We start from the raw sequence: 21,377 nt of genomic DNA, 5'->3' as shown, positions 1-21,377 counted from the left end.
ACTAGTCTGACGCGTGCTACTCAGCTGTAGAAGATGGGGTTGGTGGAGCGCTTACAAATCCCCCACACAAACTATGCCTTTGCTGCCATGGGCAAATAAGGAAGCTGAAATAGCGGCCATGCCAGAGGCAAAGGCCAGCGCACCCTCCGCCTCTTCAAGGTCGGCCAACCCCTGCTCAAGTTCCCGAATGGTTGGGTTGCTGCCCCAGCGAGTATAGAGGTTGCCCTGGGTGCGGCCCTCGATTACATCCTGCAGCGCAGCCGTATCTGGAAAACGGTAAGTGGTGGTGTTGTATACCGGCGAATAAGGGCTGCCAAAGCTGTCCTTATGGCGGCGGTTATGAATGATTCGGGTGGCTTTGCCCTGGTCTGAATGTGGCAAGGCGTTCGGCAAGGAATCGGATGACATGGGCTCTCCCTGAGGCTGGCTGTGGCGATTTAAAGAAATATGGCCGCGTGGTGGTAATAAGTTTGGCAGTCTTGGGTTGTGTTGACTACCAGGCGAGATGACTGGCGGCATGTGTTGGTGCACAAGGCGCGCCCCGGAGACGGGGGTCTGACCATCTGTTATGCTCCACCGCTGCCAGATTGCAGGTGTTGCCCGTGCTGCGTGCTATTGCATCAAATCCTTTAATTATTGGCTCGATTCTTGGCGTTATCTGGGGCTTTTCGAGATTGACTTTCACCCGCTCCTTGCGGGTACGCTGTGCCTTTTCTCGTGTCGTCTGCATTGAAACTGCTGATATTTCCCCTAATGCTCAGTATTCTCTGGTAAACACCTGAGGACGGCAGCGGCAATGCTTTGCTGGAATGCGGCATAACCGTTGGCGCTTGCCTCTATCTCCGTGGCGAGCGGGTCCCAGCTGCTGAACTTCACATCAAGCCCCTCGGTGATGGAGCGCCACCACTGCCGGTTGAACTGTGGCTCTGTAAGCAGGCACGGGTGGTTTGCGTGGCGCAAGCTTTGCTGAATCGCCGCAATGTGTCTGGCCCCCGGAGATAGCGCCGGGTTGAGTGTCAGCACACCCTCAACGTTCAGGTTGTAGTGCTCGGCAAACCGGATAAAGGCAGTGTGATAGGCAAACAGGTCGGTGTTCTGCAGCGGCTTCAGTTGCTCACGGATTTGTTTCTCTTTTTGTGTGATGGCCCTCCGAAAGGTTTCCAGATTGCGGTCCAAAGCGGGTATGTCTGCGCCCTCCAGTTTTGCCAGAGAGTCTCTGATGGAACCTGCCATGGTAATGGCCATTTGCGGATCTACCCAGATGTGCGGGTCTTTTCCGCTACTATGGTCATGCCCGTGGTCTTGATCATCAGGATGATGATCGTGGTCAGGTTTCCCGGTGTGTTCGGCTGCGCTCTCTGACGGCATTAACGTGACGGAGCGTTCAGCAAATTCACCGGCCGTTAACAGGCGGTTCAGAAAAGTCTCCATATCCGGGCCCACCCAGAATATAACGTCAGCACTTTGCAGCAACCGTCTTTTGGAGGGAGTCATGGCGTAGTTATGGGGGCTGGCTCCCGGAGTGACCAGAGTATCTATGTGCATGTCGTCCGGTGCCACAGCGCGCACCAGAAGCTCCAGAGGTTTAATTGAAGTAAGGACGCTGCCGGCGGCGAATGTGTTGTCGGTATGCATCAACGTACTGATGCCCAGAAAGACTAGGATTGCTGTGTTAAAACGACGCATAGATAACCGGAGCCCTGATACAAACATTGCAATGTTATATTGTAACATTGGCGGTTCTGCAATCGCAAAACCTGTATGCCCACGGACAGGCAAGGCAATGATACGCTTGGGGCCATGCGAAATAATGCCCGGGCCGGTATAATGCCCGGTAAATCAAACGGCTAACATTTTCAGGAAGGTTACATGACTGTACGTACCCGAATTGCTCCGTCGCCTACCGGTGATCCACACGTTGGTACTGCCTACGTGGCTTTGTTCAACCTGTGTTTTGCCCGACAACACGGCGGCCAATTTATTCTGCGTATAGAAGATACGGATCAGGTGCGTAGCACGGCCGAGTCGGAACAGGATATCCTCGGGGCATTACGCTGGCTTGGTCTTAACTGGGACGAAGGCCCTGATGTGGGCGGCCCTCACGGGCCTTACCGCCAGTCAGAGCGCAAGCATTCCTATGCCCAGTATGCGGAAGACCTGGTTACCGCCGGCCACGCGTTCTATTGCTTCCGGGCGCCAGATGAGTTGGACGCCATTCGTGAGGAGCGCAAGGCCCAAGGCCTGAATCCTGGTATCAAAGGAAACCTGGAGTTGTCTGAAGAAGACGTTAAGAGTCGTCTGGATGCAGGCGAGTCTTATGTGATTCGTATGAAAGTGCCAGACGAGGGCATTTGCGAAATTGAGGACATGTTACGGGGAACCATCGAAATCGACTGGGCGCAGGTAGATTGCCAAATCCTGCTGAAATCCGATGGTATGCCCACGTACCACCTGGCTAACGTGGTCGATGACCATTTAATGGAAATTACCCACGTGCTGCGTGGCGAAGAGTGGATTAACTCCGCGCCCAAACACAAGCTGCTGTACCAGTATTTTGGCTGGGACATGCCAGTGCTCTGCCACTTGCCGCTGCTGCGCAACCCTGACAAGAGCAAGCTTTCCAAGCGCAAAAACCCCACCAGCATTAATTTTTACGAGCGTATGGGTTTTTTGCCAGAGGCTGTAACCAACTATCTTGGCCGCATGGGTTGGTCTATGCCGGATGAGCGTGAAAAGTTCACGCTTGACGAAATGATCTCGAATTTCGACATTCAGCGTGTTTCCCTTGGCGGCCCGGTTTTCGATGTGGAGAAGTTGCGCTGGCTTAACGGCTTATGGCTACGTGATGAGCTTTCGGACGATCAGTTTGTCGAGCGCCTGCGAAAGTGGTGGTTTAACGAAGACGCTCTTGAGGCGTTGGTGCCGCATATCAAGGGCAGGGCAGAAGTATTCTCCGATGTGGCCCCAATGGCGCAGTTTATGTTCTCCGGCATGCTGACTTTGACGCCAGAGGATTTTGTGCACAAAAAACTGGAAGAGAGCCAGATCAAGCGCGTGCTCCAGTTCACTCTATGGAAGCTGGAAGCCCAGCGCCATTGGAGTAAAGATACCATATTTGCCGATATCAAGTTCCTGGCGAAAGCGATGGACCTGAAAATGGGTGATTTCATGTTCTCTATTTTTGTGGCCATTGCTGGCACACCAAACTCCTGGTCAGTGATGGATTCTATGGATATGTTGGGGCCGGATATAACCCGGGCCCGTTTGCGTAAGGCTCTGGAGTTGCTTGGCGGGTTCTCGAAGAAAGAAACCAAAAAAGTGGAGAAAGAATACGCCGCATTGAGTGTTTAATAGCCATTCTGATGAAGAAATGAACGGTTGGAACAAGGAAGTTCAGAAAACTGAAAAAAAGTGCAACGAAAGGTTGACGCCCATAGGGCGGATCCTTAGTATACGCATCCGTTGAGGGGCCATAGCTCAGCTGGGAGAGCGCAACACTGGCAGTGTTGAGGTCGGCGGTTCGATCCCGCCTGGCTCCACCAATTTCTAGTCCCCTTCGTCTAGTGGCCTAGGACTCCGCCCTTTCACGGCGGCAACAGGGGTTCGAACCCCCTAGGGGACGCCAATACGGCTATACGGTTTAGTCCTCCGGATAGCCATCAAAAAAACCGCCTTCAGGCGGTTTTTTTGTGGGTGTAAGAAAACTGCAGGACTTTAGCGCAATGCAATCGCGCCCTTACCAACACCCTCATAGGCTTTAACCCGGATTGTATCTTCCGGGGATTCTTCCTTCAGCCGGTCAGCAATATGGGCTGCAATAAATTCCACGGTGGTGTCCGTGGGCATCATGTAAACGCGTGCTTCCGGCAGAGTCAGGGCAAATTCTCCCTGGTTGGCTTCGTATTCAAAGGTGATATAGGCTACGCCATTGTCAGCCACATGCCGGCGGGCTATGTCTTCCTCAGACCCTACGTAGATATCCTGCCAATGTTTGGCCCAGGAGCGCTCCAGGTCGTGATCCCTGTGCCCGTTGCGGTCAATGCGAATGGGCGAGCGATGACCGTGGGCGATGCGCTGGCAGTTGCCGAGATGTTTTTTCAGACCGTGGACATAATGATAATAAGCGCCTTCTATCACTTCTTCGCGCAGGTTGATCTCAACCGAGGTTACATTGGCCGGCAGAACCGCCATCAACTCCCGCTCCAGCAGGGCAGCAACCACTGAAGGCACAACCCGATGGCCCGGAACCCAGGCCACGCCTTCATCCGGTGAGCGGTGGGTTATGCAGCTGCCATCGGCCAGTGCCCAGGTGAACGTGTCGCGGGCCTCCTGGTGACGGGAAAGGCCATCGTAGTCTTCTGGTATGACCAGGCGGTGATCTACGCGCTCGTCGATCACCCGCTTGATAGTGCGTTTCACATTGCTGAAATCAAACACCATTCCCTGTTCATCCAGTTTGCCTCCAAGCACCACATCGGTAATCCAGCTTTCTCCGACCAGCCCACGGTGGGAGTCGAGGTAAGCGAAATCAATAACGGTGAGGTTGTCTACAAACAGATGGTTCATCAAAATTCCGGGGCATATAGGGTTGTATGATCTGCGGATTCTAGCAAAAATTCGAATTGAATGAGCTGTCAGGCAATTGGCCCAAGTCGATTTTCGCCATGACGTACAATTTTACCGGGTTATCAGGAGCGATATCATAACTGCCTCTCTCCCCGACATCGATCAGGAATTTCCGGCACTTGTTCTTGCCGCAGGTGCTTCTCGCCGTTTTGGTCGTCCCAAGGCCCTGCTAAGCCTGCGCGGTCACTCTGAAAAGCGTGAAAAGTACGTGCAGCCGCCCACGCTGCTGGACTGTGCCATTGGACAGGGAAAGCTGCTCAGCCGGGATGTCCGGGTGGTATGTGGCGCCTGGTATCCGCTGGTGCGCTTTCGCAGTCGCGCGCAACCGTCGCGGTGGGTGCCGGTAGCAGATTGGGAGTCGGGTATGGCGGCGTCTTTGGCGGCGGGAATTCGTAGCCTCGGTCCTCATGCAAAAGGTGCGTTTGTATTGGTGGGAGATCAGCCGCTGCTGGATAGGCAGGCGCTTAAAGCGTTTGGTGAAGCAGCGAGGTGCTTTCCAGGGCAGCCGGCAGCCGCGAATTATGGCCGGCGGCCGGGCGTTCCGGCGTATCTGCCCCGCTGGTTATGGCCGGAGGTGCTGGCCCTGAAAGGGGATCGTGGAGCGGGGCGCTTACTGGGGTTAGCCAATGCAACCCGGTTGGATATTCCGGGTGTCCATGATGACATAGACACGCCGGAAGACTGGGAACGGATTCGGTGGGCTATTAGCCGAACAAGCCCGCAAGCCAGGCAATTCCCAGGCTGAACACTCCAAGGCTGACGGCCAGTGCGACGGTATACACCTTGGAGGAGGCCGAGCGCTGTTGCGAGACAAACAGGTCAATTGTGCGCTGGGCAATGTCTTCCGCCGTTTCGCGGGATATTTCGTGAGCTTGCTGTATGGCTTCAGATTGAAGTGTTTGCCAGAATTCGGTGTCGATGGTCTGCACGCTGGTAATATGGTCTTTCAGTTCAGCCATATGACTGCTGGTGAAGCCCGAGTTGCGTGAGAGTTCTTTTTTGAGGTCTGCAAGCTCCCGGCCCAGATTGAGGTTTACCTCAGCTGCTACTTCGTCCCGCAGGTTTTGGGTGCGCTTCTCTACCAGCTCGCTCATCGCCGTTAAGCGTTCCTCAATCATGCTCTCTTGCTTGCTACGAGATTCCTCCAGGGTCCTTTTAAGGTGGTCAAACTGTTCGTCAAACAGCGAGCTGAGTAGCTCGTGCAATCGATTGTTGACGTGGGTTTTAACCGCGGAACGTGAAATCTGCTCAATCAAATCGTTGGTAAGAGGCACAGCGCTGGGCGTGACATCCTCATTCGGTGCCGGTTCGTTTTCAGTCGGTGGTGGCGCTACTTCCAGCGATGAGTCGTCTGGAACTCCGGTAAAATGGTCGCCTGCTTCTGGCTCTGGCTCAAGCACGGGTGCGGTTGGCAAGGTTCCCTCGTGTACGTCGATCGCTAATTGATCGAGCACCAGCCCCAGCCCATCAGGCTGTGTTGGTTTGGACAGAATGTTGTAAACCCCGAAGTTTCTTGCTTCTTTTGTGAACGAAGATGACTTTTGGGAGGTGCACATAATGATCGGTATGCTTGAAGTATCGGGATTGCCCTTTATAGCCTTGGTGGCTTCAACGCCATTCATGCCGGGCATAAGGTGATCCATAAAAATCACATCAGGGTGTTGGTTTCCATTGAGGAAATCCAGGGCCTCTTCGGCAGAACCAGCCATGGTGACCTGCATGTTGCGGTTTTCCAGTAATTTGCTCAGAGCAAATCTGGCTACTTTGGAATCGTCTACCAAAAGAGCATTCTTGATCGCCATCTCACTACCTCAAACTGTTACTTCAATCGTGTTGGTTATCGGGTTTGTGCTACCAACCTTCGAGTTGAGGGCACTGTGTTGCCCTATAGCTCTTGTCCCGATAACACACGCCGGGCTCTGCGGTGCGGGCAGTGAATACCTCGCCGGCCGCTGTGGTCAGGCGTACCTGGCCGTAGGGCTCGCCGTGGCGGAAGGTTGCCTCAATGGAGCTGCCATTCGGATTGCTCAGCAAACCATTACCGTGGAATTTGCCTTCAATGTACTCGCCCTCGTATTTTTTGCCGTTGGCAAACACCTCCGAGCCGCTGCCGTGAAAGGAGCCGTTGGAAAACCCGCCTTCGTAATGACGGCCGTCTGGATAAGTAAGAGTGCCGCTGCCGTGAAAGTCGCTGTTACGAAAGCCACCCACATAGAGCAGGCCGTCGGATGTTGTTAGTGACCCGTGGCCGTTTAGCTGCCCTTTACTCCAGGCGCCTGTCAGGATATCACCATTGGCACGGGTGAGTGTGCCCTGGCCATGAAACACACCAGCCTTGAACTGGCCGGTATAGTTGGCACCATCGGCTTCACGCAATACGCCTTCGCCGCTGTGCTTACCGTTCTTCCAGTCGCCCTCATAACGCTTGCCGTCTGGATACCATGCCGTTCCTGAGCCGTGAAAGACGCCGTCTTCAAACTGACCCTCATATCTGAGGCCATCGGTGTTTTCGTAGGTTCCGTCTCCGGTTTTTACACCGCCAACCCAAACCCCGTTGTGGTAATTAACGGTGGTGTAGGCTTTCAGTTCGCCCACTAGCGTGAGCTTATTGCCAGCATCCAGGGCGATGCTCTTTTGCCAGGGCCGGAAGCCGGTTTTGCTTATGGTGATGTCATAGCTGCCGGGTGCCAGCTTTAGATCCAGGCGTGTTGCGCCATAATTTTCGCCATTAATTTCAACCTGATCACCGGCCACATTTGAGCGCAATGTAAGGCTGCCCGTTGTCGGGGCGGGTGCTGGTTCGGGGGCAGGGTCGGCTGTTTGGTTAGCCATGGCGGCGTCAGGCTCTGCGGCAGCAAGCTGTTGTTGCTCTTCCGGGAGTTCGGGCACCCGGAAAGGCTCAGTGTTCACTTTTGGCCGCTCGGGTGACGTTTCTGGCCCGGGCGATACCTCAACTGCAGCGTCCACTGTCGAAGCAGGCGTAGATACTGGTGCCGCTGTTTGCACAGGATTTTTCGGTGCTTCAGGCACCAACCCCTTGCCGGCGGGTTTCGGAGGCTGGTTATCCTGTGCCGGTTGCGCAGTGACGCCTACCATGGGTAGCTCATTGCTTACTGAGGCAAAGCCGGCAGTGACCAAAAGCATAAGGGCAAGGGCGTTCAAAAATAAAAGTGGTCTGAAATCGACCATGGTGGAACCTCTTAATCCAGCATTCTACAAGTTCGATAGCTCTTCGAGTTTAACCAGTGAGGGCTGAGATATGTAACAGAAAGTGTCTGAACTTGGCGATAATGCAGGTCAAATCACACTTTGGCCGGAAGTTGATCATGATTGAGTTGTTCCCATGCCCGCATGTATACATCTGCCTCGTATTGATACGGCGATTTAAACGGCGTGAGTACAAAATCAAAAATGAGGAAGAAGAAACCAATGGAAATCCAGGCAAGTGCCAGGGTGCTGAGGGTTGTAGCCTGAACCTCAGGGTTGGCAGCAACGAAGTCCTGTAGCAATGGAATAAGATCCGATGCCATAACAACCGGGTTGAAGCTGGACAGAACGAAGGGTACCCAGAACGCCATAAACACCGGAAAAAAGCCGAAAGACCAGAGCAGGCGCCGTGCCAGGTAGGTAACGACCTCGCGCCAGAAATGTTGCCTTACCTCCGGGGATTTCCGGATACGCTCAAGGTATCGGCGGCGTTCTGCCCAATAGACGGCTACTTCGGGTGCCTGCGCGGCTGTTACCGGGCCTGAAAATGTACTCATGAATCTGGTTGCTGCCTTATCGCTGTGGGACGAGTGCATGATACTTGATACTACGTGTTACCCTGTAAATCTCCAATTATTTAATGACAGGATAGTTTGAATGGCTGCAGTGATCGATAACGCGACCCATCCGGCTTTTGAGAAGCTTCGCAGTCACCGGATCGATACGCTTAATCTTGATGTTGAAGAGTATCGCCACAAAAAAACCGGTGCCCGTCACCTTCATCTTGCGGCGGATAACGAAGAGAACGTCTTTTTTGTGGCGCTCAGAACCTTCCCGATGGATTCAACGGGCGTAGCCCATGTGCTTGAACATACGGCCCTGTGCGGCAGTGAGCGCTACTCTGTTCGCGATCCGTTTTTTATGATGATTCGGCGTTCTTTGAATACGTTTATGAACGCGTTCACCAGCAGCGACTGGACGGCGTACCCCTTCGCGAGCATGAACCGCAAGGATTTCGATAATCTTCTGTCCGTTTATCTGGATTCGGTGTTTTTTTCGAAACTGGATCCGCTGGACTTCGCCCAGGAAGGCCACCGTCTGGAATTTGAAAAGCCAGACGACCCAAGCACCGATCTGGTGTACCGGGGGGTTGTGTACAATGAGATGAAGGGAGCCATGAGCGCACCCACGTCACAGCTTTGGCAGAACCTGAGCAGTCATTTGTTTCCTACCACGACGTATCACTACAACAGCGGTGGTGAGCCGGATCATATTGTGGACCTGAGTTACGACGACTTGATTCGTTTTTATCAACACCACTACCACCCAAGCAATGCGATTTTTGCCACCTACGGTAATATCCCCGCCCATGAGCACCACGAGCGGTTTGAAGAGCTTGCCCTCAAGCGTTTCGACAATCTGGATATCGATCTGCCAGTGCGCGATGAAAAGCGCATGTATGCGCCAGTGCGCGTAGAGCAGGGTTACAGCGTAAATGAAGGGGAAGACACAGCCAGCAAAACCCATATTGTTGTGGGTTGGTTGCTGGGCCACAGCTTTGATCTGCAGGAAAACCTGGAAGGGCAGCTGTTAGCCGCCGTACTTCTGGAAAACAGTGCTTCGCCATTGATGCGTGCGCTGGAAACGACCGATATTGGTTTAGCGCCTTCCCCCATGTGTGGCCTGGAAGATTCCAACCGCGAGATGACCTTTGTTTGCGGTATCGAAGGCAGTGAACCGGAGAAGCAGAAGGATTTAGAGGCGCTTCTTGAAAACACTTTGCAGCAGGTGGTTGAAGAAGGCGTGAGCGAGGAACGGCTGGAAGCGATCCTCCATCAATTGGAGCTGCACCAGCGTGAAATTGCGGGCGATAGCTTTCCTTACGGCCTTCAGCTGATCATGAGCGCGATTGCACCCATGGTTCACGGTGGCGATCCGGTTGAGCTGCTTGATCTGGAACCCGTTTTGGCAACCCTGCGCGAGGAAATCCGTGATCCGCAGTTCATCCCGAACCTCATTCGCCGCAAGTTACTGGACAACCCGCACCGGGTAACGCTCACTTTGCGTCCGGATGATCAGTTGGAGGCACGTCGTCAGCAGGCCATTAGTGAAGCCCTGGCAAAGCGCAAGGCCGAACTCTCGGGCGACGAAATCGCACACATTGTCGAGCGCGCACAGGCACTGGAAGAGCGCCAGATGCGCAAAGACGACGACTCGATTCTGCCCAAAGTGGATCTGACCGATGTGCCGTTGCAGATGCCGGAACCTGAAAGTCGTTTCGACGGCGATATATCCGCAACTGTCTTTGCACGAGGCACTAACGGGCTGGTTTACGAACAGGTGGTTTTGCCATTGCCAGCGCTGAGTGAAGATGAGTTGTTGTTGCTTCCTTACTACAGTGCACTGATTTCCGAGGTGGGCTGTGGCGAATTGGACTACCTGCAGATGCAGGATCGTATTTCTGCAGAGTCTGGCGGTATTGGTGCTTCCTTCACGGCAAAGGGCCGCATTGATGACGTTCAGGTTCTCTCTGGCTACATGATCTTTAGCGGCAAGGCCCTGGCCCGTAACCGCACAGTGCTGACCAAGCTGCTTCGGGATGTGTATACCAGCGCGCGGTTTGATGAGAAAGACCGTATTCGGGAAATTATGGCGCAAATCCGCGCTCGCCGGGAGCAGGCGGTCACAGGAAGCGGTCATGCATTGGCCATGGGTGCAGCTGCTCAGGGTGTCAGCCCTGGGGCCTGGTTGTCGTTCCGCCTGGGTGGCCTGGCAGGTATTCGGGGCACAAAGGAGCTGGACCAGTCCATAAAAGACCCAGCTGCACTGGAACAGTTTTGCCAGCAGCTGGCGAGCCTGCACGACAAGATTCGTAATCAGGCACGTGAGTTTCTGGTTATTGGTGAAGAAGAGCACCTTCCTGCCTTGATCGACGACCTTAAAACCTGTTGGCAAGCGGATGAAGGTACTCAATCGTCGCACTGGAGCATGGAGCCGGTCAGTTTTGTCGCTCGCGAAGCCTGGTTAACATCTACGCAGGTCAACTTCTGTGCCCGTGCATACAGCACGGTGCCAATAGATCATCCGGATTCGGCTGCACTCACCGTGCTTGGCGGCTTTCTGCGCAACGGCTACCTGCACAGAGCCATTCGCGAAAAAGGTGGCGCATACGGTGGTGGCGCAGCCCAGGATAGTGTGAATGGCAACTTCCGCTTTTTCTCCTACCGGGATCCGCGGCTGGCCGAAACCCTCGAGGATTTTGACGAGGCACTGGTTTGGCTTCAGGAAACTGACCACGAATACCAGGAGTTGGAAGAGTCCATTCTTGGAGTGATTGGCCAGCTTGACCGACCACGCTCACCTGCTGGTGCTGCGCGACATGCCTTCCATAACAGGCTGTTTGGGCGTAGTCCGGAGCAGCGGGCGCGCTTCCGGGAGCGGGTGTTGTCGGTAACCCTGGATGATCTCAAGCGGGTTGCTGCAACCTGGCTGGTGCCAGAAAAGGCGAGCACCGCCGTGGTCACCGGGCCGGAGAATCGCAGCCTCGTGGAAGGGCTTGGCTTAAGCATTCAAGAGCTCTAAGCAATAGACAGGCAGGCTGGCTCCGGCCCGCCTGCCTGCAGGTTAAAGGCCCAAACTGTTAGCGGTTGCGCTTCAAGCCGGTGGTGACCATGATGCGGGTTGAGATTTCTTCCACAGAGTAGGCCGTTGTGTTCAGGAACGGAATGCGCTCTCTGCGGTACATCAGCTCAATTTCTTCTATTTCCAGCATGCACTGCTTTAGGGACGAGTAGCGGGAATTGGGGCGTCGTTCATTGCGAATGGTGGCCAACCTCTCAGGCTCGATGGTCAAGCCAAATAATTTTTCTTTGTGTGGCCTCAGGATTGTTGGCATCTGCTGATCTGTAAGATCGTCATCCGTGATCGGGTAGTTGGCAGCTTTCACACCATATTGAAGTGCAAGGTAAAGGCAGGTGGGTGTTTTACCGCTGCGCGATGCGCCTACAAGAATCAGGTCTGCTTCATCGTAATGGCGGGTCCTGGCCCCATCGTCGTTATCCAGGGCAAAGTTTACGGCGCTGATGCGGCGCTCATATACGCCCTCGTTGTTGATCGAATGGGATTTTCCTACAGAGTACGACGAAGCGGATTTCAGTTCTTTTTCCAGCGGGTTCAGAAATGTCCCGAAAATATCCACCATAAACCCTTGAGCATCGGCGACAATTTCACGAATGGCGCTGTCTACAATGGTGTCGAAAATGAGCGGCCGGGCGCCGTCAATTTCTGCAGCTTTATTTATGCGTGTGACCATATCACGGGCTTTTTCAACGTCGTCAATATAGGGTACTGTTACACGCTCAAATTCAATTTTTTCGAACTGGGCCAACAGGCTATGCCCGAGAGCCTCGGCGGTCAGGCCAGTGCCATCGGAAATAAAGAAGGCTGTACGTTTCATGGTGTTGTTCCGGCTCCCTAGGTAAAATCCGAAGGTTACAGTATCATACTCGCCAAGTTTGAGACTCCGCAGTGGTTGTTACACGTTTGATGCCGCGCTGGCCCGGTTTTATTTTTTGTTATACAGACTCGAGGGAGACACGCTTTGCAAGATTACATAATCTGGTTTGATCACCTGGGAATGACCGATGTTGACCAGGTAGGCGGTAAAAATGCCTCCCTCGGTGAAATGATCAGTAATCTCGCCAATGCTGGTGTGACGGTTCCCGGAGGCTTTGCCACAACCTCCCACGCATACCGCGAATTTCTGGCCAAAGATGGCCTCAAGGACAAAATTGACAACGTTCTCGACAACCTTGATATCAACGATGTAAATGAGCTTGCGCGGGTAGGCGCGGAAATTCGCCAGTGGATTATTGAAACACCTTTCCCGGATGCACTGGAAAATGCACTCAAAGACGCCTACAACACAATGCTCAGCGGCAACGCAAACATGGCGGTTGCCGTGCGCTCATCTGCCACGGCAGAGGATTTGCCCGATGCGTCCTTCGCGGGTCAGCAGGAAACCTTCCTGAACGTAGTCGGCCTTGAACAAGTACGCATTTCAGTGAAAGAGGTGTTCGCATCTTTGTTCAATGACCGTGCAATTTCCTATCGTGTTCACCACGGCTTTGATCACAAGCTTGTGGCATTGTCTGCCGGCATTCAGAAAATGGTTCGCAGTGAGACGGCTGCAAGTGGCGTTATGTTTACACTGGATACCGAATCGGGCTTTCGGGATGTTGTCTTTGTTACCGGCTCTTACGGTCTTGGTGAAACCGTTGTGCAGGGTGCAGTGAACCCGGATGAGTTCTACGTTCACAAACCGACTCTTGATGCTGGCCGGCCAGCCGTGTTGCGCCGCAACCTGGGTAGCAAAGCCATCAAGATGATTTATCACTCAGATCCTGCCAGTGACCAGCTTGTGGAAACCGTTAAGGTGGATCAGCAGGAGCGCAGCCGGTTCTGTGTGACCGATGCAGAGGTGGAAGAACTGGCCAGGCAGGCCATGATCATCGAAAAGCACTACCAGCGCCCTATGGATATAGAATGGGCCAAGGACGGTGATGACGGCAAAATCTACATTGTTCAGGCGCGCCCTGAAACGGTGAAAAGCCGGGCCGCTGCCAACGTCATGGAGCGTTACCTGCTGAACGAAACCGGCACAGTGCTGGTGGAAGGTCGCAGTATTGGTCACAAAATTGGTGCAGGCCCGGTCAAGATTATTACCAGCATTAAGGAAATGGACCGTGTGCAGGCTGGCGATGTGCTGGTGACCGACATGACAGATCCGGACTGGGAGCCTGTGATGAAGCGCGCCTCCGCGATTATTACCGATCGCGGTGGCCGTACCTGTCACGCAGCCATCATTGCCCGCGAGCTGGGTATTCCTGCAGTGGTTGGCTGTGGTGATGCCACTGAGTTGCTGAGAGACGGCCAGGAAGTCACCGTGTCCTGCGCTGAAGGCGATACCGGCCTGATTTATGAGGGCGCTCTGGACTTTGAGTTGCGTGAAAATACCGTAGATTCCATGCCCAATATCCCGTTCAAAATTATGATGAACGTGGGTAACCCTGATCGTGCCTTTGATTTCCAGTCTCTGCCTAACGAGGGTGTGGGGCTGGCGCGTCTTGAGTTCATCATAAACCGCATGATTGGTGTGCACCCGAAAGCGCTTCTTAATTTTGACGGCCTGCCGGGCGATATCAAGCAAACGGTGGAAAAGCGCATTTCCGGCTATAGTTCCCCTGTGGATTTCTATGTCGACAAGCTGGTAGAGGGAATATCTACTCTGGCCGCGGCTTTTGCTCCCAAGAAGGTGATCGTGCGCTTGTCTGATTTTAAATCCAATGAGTACGCCAACCTGATTGGCGGTACTTTGTACGAGCCGGATGAAGAGAACCCGATGCTGGGCTTCCGTGGCGCGTCCCGCTATATCTCGGAAACGTTCCGCGACTGTTTTGAGCTGGAATGCCGGGCGCTTAACAGGGTGCGCAACGAAATGGGCTTTACCAACGTAGAGGTAATGGTGCCGTTCGTGCGCACTGTTGGCGAAGCCGAGCAGGTGGTTAGCCTGCTGGCCGAGAATGGTCTGAAGCGTGGAGACAATGGCCTGCGTTTAATTATGATGTGCGAGCTACCCGCCAACGCCATTCTGGCAGATCAGTTCCTTGAGCACTTTGATGGCTTCTCCATTGGCTCTAACGATCTGACCCAGCTAACACTGGGCCTCGACCGTGATTCGGGTATTATCGCGCATTTGTTTGATGAACGTAATGAGGCTGTTAAAGCGCTTCTCTCCAATGCCATTCAAGCGTGCAGAAAGGCCGGTAAGTACATAGGTATTTGCGGTCAGGGGCCATCTGATCACCCGGATCTTGCAAAGTGGCTGATGGACCAGGGTATTGATTCTGTATCCCTGAACCCGGATTCGGTGCTGGATACCTGGATCTTTCTGGCAGACGAGAAAATCGACTGAATCCATTTTTCGCACCTGAAGGAGAGCAATAACGTGACAACCATTATTACCCCGGATCTGTGTGATGAGTTTCCGGAAGTTAAAATAGCGGCGCCTGGCTTTAATAATTATGGCGGTATCAAAGCCTTCGGTGGCGAAATCGTCACCGTAAAGTGCTTTGAAGACAATTCCGTGGTTAAGGAGCAGGTGGGCCTGCCTGGCAAAGGCCGGGTTATGGTGGTGGATGGTGGTGGTTCAATGCGCCACGCACTGCTGGGCGATATGCTGGCGGAGAAGGCGGCCAGCAATGGTTGGGCCGGCTTGATCATTTACGGCTGCGTTCGTGATGTCGATGAAATAGGCAATACGAACATAGGGGTTCAGGCTTTGGCTACGTACCCCCGAAAAAGCGAAAAGCGCGGTCTTGGCGATTTGGACGTTCCGGTCACATTCCATGGCGTGACGTTCCAGCCAGGCCAGTATGTATACGCGGATAACAACGGCATTATTGTGTCGGAGAAAGCGCTGGTTTAGATTTCCCTTACTTGCCCTCCGCCTGGTTTTAGCTCCAGGCAGGAGGGCTATCGGGTGACTTCGCTGATGTTGGCTCCCAGCAAAAAGCCCTCTCCCTCAGGTTCACACCGGACAATTTCGCAAATAGTCTCCAGCGGAGGGAACTGATCGTTGCTTGGGTGTAGCGTTGTGGTCAGTTCTTCCCCAACGGCTACCGGGTTGTGCACAAAGAGCTGCATGCCCGTCGCGCTCAGGTCTTTGCAAGTGCCTGCATATGTGCGCCCTTTGCTGTCAGTGATCTCAATGTCTGATTCCACATGCATGCGGTGAAAATCGCGCTTCTCCGAATAGTCCTTCATAAGGTTTATGCCCAGTTATCGGTTTTTCTTGTGGGTTTGAGCATCGGGATAACCAGTGCCAGAAGTACGCCCCCAAATACAAGGCCAGCACCTACCAGCATGAAATCCGATTCCTTGCTGGCTTCCAGCCGCTCGTTTTCGGCAGTTAACACTTCCAGATCGTTGCGTAGCTTCTGGCTCTCCTCCAGTAGCTCACGATTCCGTCGCTCCAGGTTGATAGAATCTGAGGCGATGCTCTTGATGCGTCTGAGTTCTTGTTGCAATTCGTCTGAACGGGTTGATAGTGACGATTCCGCATCGCTCAGGCTGTCTCGCTCGCTGGAGACGGCTGTCAGCTTTTCTTTAAGAGAGGATAGCTCGGATTTTGCCTTTTCAAGCTGACGACTTACGGTTTTCAGTCGGTCAGCCGCAATAGGTGTATCACTGAGGTATTGGCTGGAAACCCATCCGTCATTGCCTTTTGCGGTGCGCACACGGGTATAGCCAGAATCTGATGTTTCAATAACCTCAAGAGGCGTGCCACTGGGGACCGCGTTTTCGATAATTCGGTACTGGGACCCAGCGCCTGAACGAACAGGTAGGTAGAGTTGGTCATCAACCCATACGGTTTTGGCCTGGGCGGTGGCGATGGAAGACAAAACAAAAAGCGCACTGATGGCAAGGCGAAAGAGCGTCACTGGCAAGGTTCCCAAGAAAATCGATTAAAAACACGTTACTATCAAAGTCGCAATTTTGTCACAAATACTCAGTCGTTCAAAAGATCTGTCATTACAATAAGCTCATGCAACTATATAGGCAGTGTTAGGGTAAAACCACGTTAAATGGCTTAACCGTTACCTTACGGTAAACACCGGCATCTACATAAGGGTCGCTGTCGGCCCAGGCCTGGGCTGCGCTCAGGGAGTCGAACTCTGCCACCACAAGGCTGCCGGAAAAGCCCGCATTTCCCGGGTCTGGTGTGTCTATGAGGGGATGAGGCCCGGCCAGAAGAAGCCTGCCTTCCGCTTTGAGTTTCTTAAGTCGTTCAACATGAGCTGGCCTGGCGGGTTGGCGCAAAGGCAGACTGTTTTCGACATCTTCACTGCTAATGGTGTAATACACAGGGGGCTCCGGTTCCGTGGTTTATCTTGTTAATACTGCATAGAGCGGATTGGCTGATACACTAGGCGCTCAGTCGTTCACTCCGCCTTTATTCTATTAGGGAATTTTTGTGACTATACCGCAAGACCCTGCGTTATGCATTGATCTGCATTGCCATAGTACCGCGTCAGACGGGACTCTCACGCCTACCGAGCTGTTGGCCCGTGCAGGTAAGAGAGAGGTCACGCATCTTGCACTCACCGACCACGATACGATTAACGGCCTGGAAGAGGCGCAAGTGGCTGCGAACGCCAATAACGTAGTGCTGATCCCGGGTATTGAACTGTCCTGTTTATGGCGAAGCCGCACTATTCATATAGTTGGCCTGGATTTTGACGCTGAAGATAAGGCGTTTAGGGCTGCACTGGCGCAACAGCATAAAAACCGGTGGGCGAGGGCGGCCATGATTGCCGACCGCCTGGGCAAACTGGCCATTCCTGACCTGCTTGAGCGCGCAACCACTGAGGCCGGCGGTGATGTTCCGGGGCGGCCGCACTTTGCGCGGGTATTGGTAGAAAAAGGCATTGTTAAAAACCCGGCACAGGCATTCAAGCGTTATCTGGGGGCCGGCAAGGCGGGAGATGTGAAAGCCTTCTGGCCAGAGCTTGCAGAGGTGGTGCAGTGGATCAATTCGGCGGGCGGAGTGGCTGTGCTTGCTCATCCCAGAAAATACCAGCTTACGGCAACCAAACTGCGGGAGCTTACCGCGGATTTTCGCAGGGCGGGTGGCCGTGCCATTGAGGTGTCTACGTCCGGGCAGTCCAGCGGGGATTTGGGGTTTTTGGCGGAATTGTGCACCCGCGAGAAACTGCTGGCTTCCCAGGGCAGTGATTTTCACTTCCCGGGTGCGCCCTGGTGTGAGCTTGGCCGCATTATGAAAATGCCAGACGGGCTGGAGCCGGTCTGGCATCATTTCAAGCAGGTTCCTGGTGCCGCGGCACCGGTTTAGGCCGGTGCGTGGAACAGCAGATACAGGTCTGTCAGTGAGTCGGGGATGGCATCAGCCATCTGGCGTGACAGCTTCTCGCTGGTTCTGACGTTCTGGAAGTCTTCATCGTCGAATAATCCAGACAATGTCAGCATGGGAACCAGTAGGTCCGCGGTTTCCTCCTCGCTGACGGCATCTAACCATTCATCTTCATGTTCCATGAAGGTGTCCACAAAACCAGCACACCAGTTTTCCAACGCGTTCATTGGATCCCCGTCTTCAGGTTCTGGAAGTTCCAGAGCCTGGCCCATATCCAGAGCTTGAGTCATATCTCCCGCCAGACGGGTAATACATTCCCGGAAGGTGTCCGGAATGCCGCCGCCCGGTGTTTCTTCGGTGCCGGTTACCAGGCGAAAGATAGTCTCCACACTGAGTGCGGTCGGCCCGACGACGCTGGCACAAACAACGCCATGAAAACCGAAAAAGTCCAGAGCTTCCTCACCCCAGGGATCGGCGAACAATATGTCTTCCAGCGCTTCTATGTCGGAATTGGACAGCATGGATCAGTTACTCCCCGACTTTTTGGCTTCTTCGGCCGCCCGTTGGCGCTTACGCACTTCGCGGGGGTCGTTATAGGCGCGCCCCGGTGTTACCGGAACCCTGGCCTCACTGGCGGGCTTTTCAGCCTTTTCAGGAGTGGCGTTGGTTTGTGTTTCTTCAGGCTTGCTCACCGATGCCTTCTCTGCAGGTTTTTCCTCCGCTGCGGCTTTGCTACGGCTTTTGGCCGGTGCCGGCTTTGATTTCTTTGCAGGGGCGGCGGCTTTGCCTTCCTGTTCAGCTGAGCTTGCCTCTGGCTTTTCAGGCGACGCTTTGCTTTCAGCAGCCGACGGCTTTTTCTCTGTTTTTGGGGCCGGCTTCTGATCCGTTTCTGCTGATGGCTTTTTGCCCTCTGCAGCAGCTGATGCCTTATCTGCCGCTTGTGCTTCAGGTGCCTCAGTCTTTGTCTTGGCCTCCGGGGCTTCTACCTTGGCAGGCGCTTCACCTGTAGCCGGTGCTTCAGGTTTCTCGGCATTAGGCGCTTTTTGCTCTTCTGGCTTCGTCTCGGGGGTAGCCTCGGCCTTAGCGGAGGAAGCTTGGCTTTCCTTCGGCATTGACGATTTTTTCGCCGTTGCTGACTCTTCAGTCGAAGAGGCAGTCGGAGCCTTCTCTTTGCTGGGCTCTGCCGGCTTTGCGTCAGAGGCTGTATCGGACTTTTGAGCCGCCTTGGTTGTGCTGGCCGCTTTTTGTTCCGGCTGTTTCTGATCGCTTTGCTGAGTTTCTGGCGCCTTGGTTTTCGCCTGCTCTGTGTTTTGGGTTGCCGTCGATGCTGTTTTTACATCGGCATTGTCGCTGCTTGCTTCTGGCTGCGTATCCTTTTGGTGCTTCTCGTTGCGAGCATCTTTGCGAGCTGCTGGAGTAGACGCCGGAGACTCGGAAGGCGACCCATCACGATTGCGGGGACGGCGTGGCTTGCGACGGCTATCGTCAGCGCCTGGCTTGTCGGCGCTCGCCTTTTGCGGGGCCTCCTGCTGACTGGAAGCCTTTTGATCACCTGTGTTTTTGCTATCGCGCTGTGGCCGGTTTCGGCCCTGACCGCGAGCCTGGCCATCTTTACGATTGTCCCGGCGGCCATCACCGCTGCGATTGTCCGCTGCTTTGTTTTCAGAGCCCTTTTTGTCGGCGGCTTTGTTTGCTGCGGGGCGGTTCTGGTTCGGGCGGGTCTGGTCGTCGTTACGACGGCCCCGCGAACGGCTATCGTCATTGCGGTTTTGCGGGTTATTGCTTTGACGGCGCTCGTTATTGCTACGGTTGTTGGTGTTGCCAGAACCTTGGTCGTCTCGGGCAACACGGGTTTTGCGACGATCCTGGCGCGCCTGGTTCCGCTGATCTTCACGGTTGCCATTGGCCCTGGAGTGGTTGCCGCTGTCGGTCTGTTGCTGCTCGTCAGCGCTAAAGAAGTCGGCAATTTTGCGGCCAATCCGGCGGATGAGCCCGTCGTCTTGCTCTTCTGCTTCCTGACTTTGTGCAACTTTGGGGTCAGGTGCGGGCGCTCGTGTGCGTACAGCTTTCACGGCTGCCTGCTCACGCGCGGGTTTTTCAGTGGTTGGCGCCTCAAACACTTCTTCTTCGCGCTGGCTGTATTCCTGCGCTACCTGATGGCTCGAAATGTGCTCCGGTGTCGTCTCGTCATCGCGCATGCGCAGAATTTCGAAGTGCGGCGTTTCCATGTGTGGAACAGGCACAACAACCACGCTTACTTCCTGGTTTGCCTCAATAGCGGCCAGTTGCTTGCGCTTTTCGTTCAGTAGGAATGTAGCCACGGATACGGGTACAACGGCACGAACTTCGCCGGTTTTTTCCTTGGATGACTCTTCGTAGATCAAGCGCATAATGCTTAGCGCAAGGGACTCGATACCACGAATGGTTCCCTGGCCTTCACAGCGTGGGCAAACCTCACTACGGGTTTCGCCCAGGGAGGGACGCAATCTTTGGCGGGACATTTCCAACAGACCAAAGCGTGAGATTTTGCCAACCTGCACTCGCGCCCGGTCAATTTCCAGGGCTTCGCGCATTTTCTGTTCCACTTCGCGCTGGTGCCTGGCAGGTGTCATGTCAATGAAGTCGATCACGATCAGGCCACCCATGTCGCGCAGGCGTAGCTGGCGTGCAATCTCTTCCGCCGCTTCCAGGTTTGTCTGGAAGGCGGTTTCTTCTATGTCCTGACCTTTGGTGGCACGGGATGAGTTGATGTCTATAGACACCAGTGCCTCGGTGGGGTCAATAACGATAGAGCCGCCAGAGGGCAGTTTTACCTCTCGCTGGAAAGCTGTCTCGATCTGACCTTCAATCTGGTACCGGCTGAACAGCGGAATTTCATCCTTGTACAGCTTGATCTTGTTTTCAAATGTTGGCATTACAGCGCGAACAAAGTTAAGAACGTCCTCGTAAACACCTTCTGAGTCGATCAGTACTTCGCCGATATCCTGGCGCAGGTAATCACGAACCGCGCGAATGATGACGTTGCTTTCCTGATGGATAAGAAAGGGGGCTTTGCGCTCGCCGGCAGCCTGGGTAATGGCTTCCCAGAACTGCACCAGGTAGTCGAGGTCCCATTGCAGTTCTTCAGTGGTGCGGCCAATGCCAGCTGTGCGCACAATAATGCCCATAGACTTGGGCACTTGTACGCTGTTCATGGCCTCTTTCAGTTGGGCCCGTTCCTCGCCTTCTATACGGCGTGAGATTCCGCCGGCACGGGGGTTGTTGGGCATAAGAACGAGGTAGCGGCCGGCAAGGGATATAAATGTTGTTAGGGCAGCACCTTTATTGCCGCGCTCTTCCTTATCGACCTGGATAATGACTTCCTGGCCTTCAGCTACCACTTCTTTGATGTTTACTTTGCCTTCAATCTGGCCCGGCGACTTTTTGAAGTAGTCCCTGGATATTTCCTTTAAAGGAAGAAATCCGTGGCGATCGGCGCCGAAATCAACAAATGCGGCTTCCAGGCTTGGCTCTACCCGGGTGATTCGCCCCTTGTAGATGTTGGCTTTTTTCTGCTCACGGGAGCTGGATTCGATATCAAGGTCAAACAGGCGCTGGCCGTCAACCAGGGCGA

General features: G+C 54.1%; 18 protein-coding genes and 2 tRNA genes. 8 read left to right on the top strand and 12 right to left on the bottom strand.

Annotated elements, in window-relative coordinates:
* Positions 1-51 precede the first annotated feature (51 nt).
* Both ACTHYN_RS14180 and ACTHYN_RS14175 read right to left on the bottom strand, forming a co-directional pair.
* On the bottom strand, positions 52-408 hold the full coding sequence (locus ACTHYN_RS14180) for a PLP-dependent transferase (RefSeq protein WP_441813084.1): 357 nt from the start codon (positions 406-408) through the stop codon (positions 52-54).
* Positions 409-750: 342 nt separating this feature from the next.
* The gene (locus ACTHYN_RS14175) at positions 751-1,686 is read right to left on the bottom strand and encodes a zinc ABC transporter substrate-binding protein (RefSeq protein ID WP_441813083.1); all 936 of its coding nucleotides are present in this window, start codon (positions 1,684-1,686) and stop codon (positions 751-753) included.
* 183 nt (positions 1,687-1,869) lie between these two features.
* On the opposite strand from ACTHYN_RS14175, the gene gltX reads away from it, so the two are divergent.
* The 3 genes from gltX (at position 1,870) to ACTHYN_RS14160 (ending at position 3,625) form a co-directional block, all read left to right on the top strand.
* Positions 1,870-3,351 (top strand): glutamate--tRNA ligase, encoded by a 1,482-nt coding sequence (gltX, locus tag ACTHYN_RS14170; protein WP_441813082.1) that lies wholly within the window; start codon positions 1,870-1,872, stop codon positions 3,349-3,351.
* A 115-nt stretch (positions 3,352-3,466) separates the two neighbouring features.
* Positions 3,467-3,542, top strand: a tRNA-Ala gene (locus tag ACTHYN_RS14165).
* 7 nt (positions 3,543-3,549) lie between these two features.
* Positions 3,550-3,625: transfer RNA gene (locus ACTHYN_RS14160), tRNA-Glu, on the top strand.
* A gap of 89 nt (positions 3,626-3,714) precedes the next feature.
* Here the strand turns inward: ACTHYN_RS14160 and ACTHYN_RS14155 are convergent.
* Entirely contained in the window at positions 3,715-4,566 is an 852-nt protein-coding gene (locus tag ACTHYN_RS14155; protein WP_441813081.1) for a 6-carboxytetrahydropterin synthase, read from the bottom strand.
* Between the two features lie 76 nt (positions 4,567-4,642).
* On the opposite strand from ACTHYN_RS14155, the gene ACTHYN_RS14150 reads away from it, so the two are divergent.
* On the top strand, positions 4,643-5,371 hold the full coding sequence (locus ACTHYN_RS14150) for a nucleotidyltransferase family protein (RefSeq protein WP_441813080.1): 729 nt from the start codon (positions 4,643-4,645) through the stop codon (positions 5,369-5,371).
* Here the strand turns inward: ACTHYN_RS14150 and ACTHYN_RS14145 are convergent.
* From ACTHYN_RS14145 to ACTHYN_RS14135, 3 genes are all read right to left on the bottom strand, one after another.
* Complete coding sequence (locus tag ACTHYN_RS14145; protein ID WP_441813079.1) at positions 5,331-6,428, bottom strand: response regulator; 1,098 nt, start codon at positions 6,426-6,428, stop codon at positions 5,331-5,333. The genes ACTHYN_RS14150 and ACTHYN_RS14145 overlap by 41 nt on opposite strands.
* 49 nt (positions 6,429-6,477) lie before the next feature.
* Entirely contained in the window at positions 6,478-7,815 is a 1,338-nt protein-coding gene (locus ACTHYN_RS14140) for a PEGA domain-containing protein (RefSeq protein ID WP_441813078.1), read from the bottom strand.
* A 113-nt stretch (positions 7,816-7,928) separates the two neighbouring features.
* Positions 7,929-8,390 (bottom strand): hypothetical protein, encoded by a 462-nt coding sequence (locus tag ACTHYN_RS14135; RefSeq protein WP_441813077.1) that lies wholly within the window; start codon positions 8,388-8,390, stop codon positions 7,929-7,931.
* Positions 8,391-8,490: 100 nt separating this feature from the next.
* On the opposite strand from ACTHYN_RS14135, the gene ACTHYN_RS14130 reads away from it, so the two are divergent.
* Positions 8,491-11,415, top strand: a complete 2,925-nt coding sequence (locus ACTHYN_RS14130) for an insulinase family protein (RefSeq protein ID WP_441813076.1) — start codon at positions 8,491-8,493, stop codon at positions 11,413-11,415.
* A 58-nt stretch (positions 11,416-11,473) separates the two neighbouring features.
* Here ACTHYN_RS14130 and ppsR read toward each other — a convergent pair whose 3' ends face one another.
* Positions 11,474-12,289: a posphoenolpyruvate synthetase regulatory kinase/phosphorylase PpsR gene (gene ppsR / locus ACTHYN_RS14125; protein WP_441813075.1), complete on the bottom strand. Its 816-nt coding sequence runs from the start codon at positions 12,287-12,289 to the stop codon at positions 11,474-11,476.
* 144 nt (positions 12,290-12,433) lie between these two features.
* On the opposite strand from ppsR, the gene ppsA reads away from it, so the two are divergent.
* Positions 12,434-14,806, top strand: coding sequence for a phosphoenolpyruvate synthase (gene ppsA, locus ACTHYN_RS14120; protein ID WP_441813074.1), 2,373 nt, complete (start codon positions 12,434-12,436; stop codon positions 14,804-14,806).
* Positions 14,807-14,839: 33 nt separating this feature from the next.
* Positions 14,840-15,319 carry a ribonuclease E activity regulator RraA gene (gene rraA / locus ACTHYN_RS14115; RefSeq protein ID WP_441813073.1) on the top strand — a complete coding sequence of 160 codons (480 nt, stop codon included), beginning with the start codon at positions 14,840-14,842 and terminating at the stop codon, positions 15,317-15,319.
* A 47-nt stretch (positions 15,320-15,366) separates the two neighbouring features.
* On the opposite strand, the gene ACTHYN_RS14110 is transcribed toward rraA, so the two are convergent.
* From ACTHYN_RS14110 to ACTHYN_RS14100, 3 genes are all read right to left on the bottom strand, one after another.
* The gene (locus tag ACTHYN_RS14110) at positions 15,367-15,657 is read right to left on the bottom strand and encodes a PilZ domain-containing protein (RefSeq protein WP_441813072.1); all 291 of its coding nucleotides are present in this window, start codon (positions 15,655-15,657) and stop codon (positions 15,367-15,369) included.
* 5 nt (positions 15,658-15,662) lie between these two features.
* Entirely contained in the window at positions 15,663-16,334 is a 672-nt protein-coding gene (locus ACTHYN_RS14105) for a TIGR04211 family SH3 domain-containing protein (RefSeq protein WP_441813071.1), read from the bottom strand.
* A 124-nt stretch (positions 16,335-16,458) separates the two neighbouring features.
* On the bottom strand, positions 16,459-16,758 hold the full coding sequence (locus ACTHYN_RS14100) for a YciI family protein (RefSeq protein WP_441813070.1): 300 nt from the start codon (positions 16,756-16,758) through the stop codon (positions 16,459-16,461).
* Positions 16,759-16,867: 109 nt separating this feature from the next.
* Here ACTHYN_RS14100 and ACTHYN_RS14095 point away from each other — a divergent pair, with 109 nt between their 5' ends.
* A complete protein-coding gene (locus ACTHYN_RS14095) occupies positions 16,868-17,746 on the top strand; it encodes a PHP domain-containing protein (protein WP_441813069.1) in 879 nt (292 codons plus the stop codon).
* Here ACTHYN_RS14095 and ACTHYN_RS14090 read toward each other — a convergent pair.
* Together ACTHYN_RS14090 and ACTHYN_RS14085 are read right to left on the bottom strand one after the other, a co-directional pair.
* Positions 17,743-18,285 carry a YecA/YgfB family protein gene (locus ACTHYN_RS14090; protein WP_441813068.1) on the bottom strand — a complete coding sequence of 181 codons (543 nt, stop codon included), beginning with the start codon at positions 18,283-18,285 and terminating at the stop codon, positions 17,743-17,745. The genes ACTHYN_RS14095 and ACTHYN_RS14090 overlap by 4 nt on opposite strands.
* A 3-nt stretch (positions 18,286-18,288) precedes the next feature.
* The coding region (locus ACTHYN_RS14085; protein WP_441813067.1) for an Rne/Rng family ribonuclease at positions 18,289-21,377 on the bottom strand (3,089 nt) is incomplete at its 5' end.

This window comes from Marinobacter sp., from assembly GCF_052091845.1.
Lineage (GTDB): Bacteria > Pseudomonadota > Gammaproteobacteria > Pseudomonadales > Oleiphilaceae > Marinobacter.
Note: the sequence above shows the minus strand (reverse complement) of the source record. Positions and strands in the feature narration are given on the sequence as shown.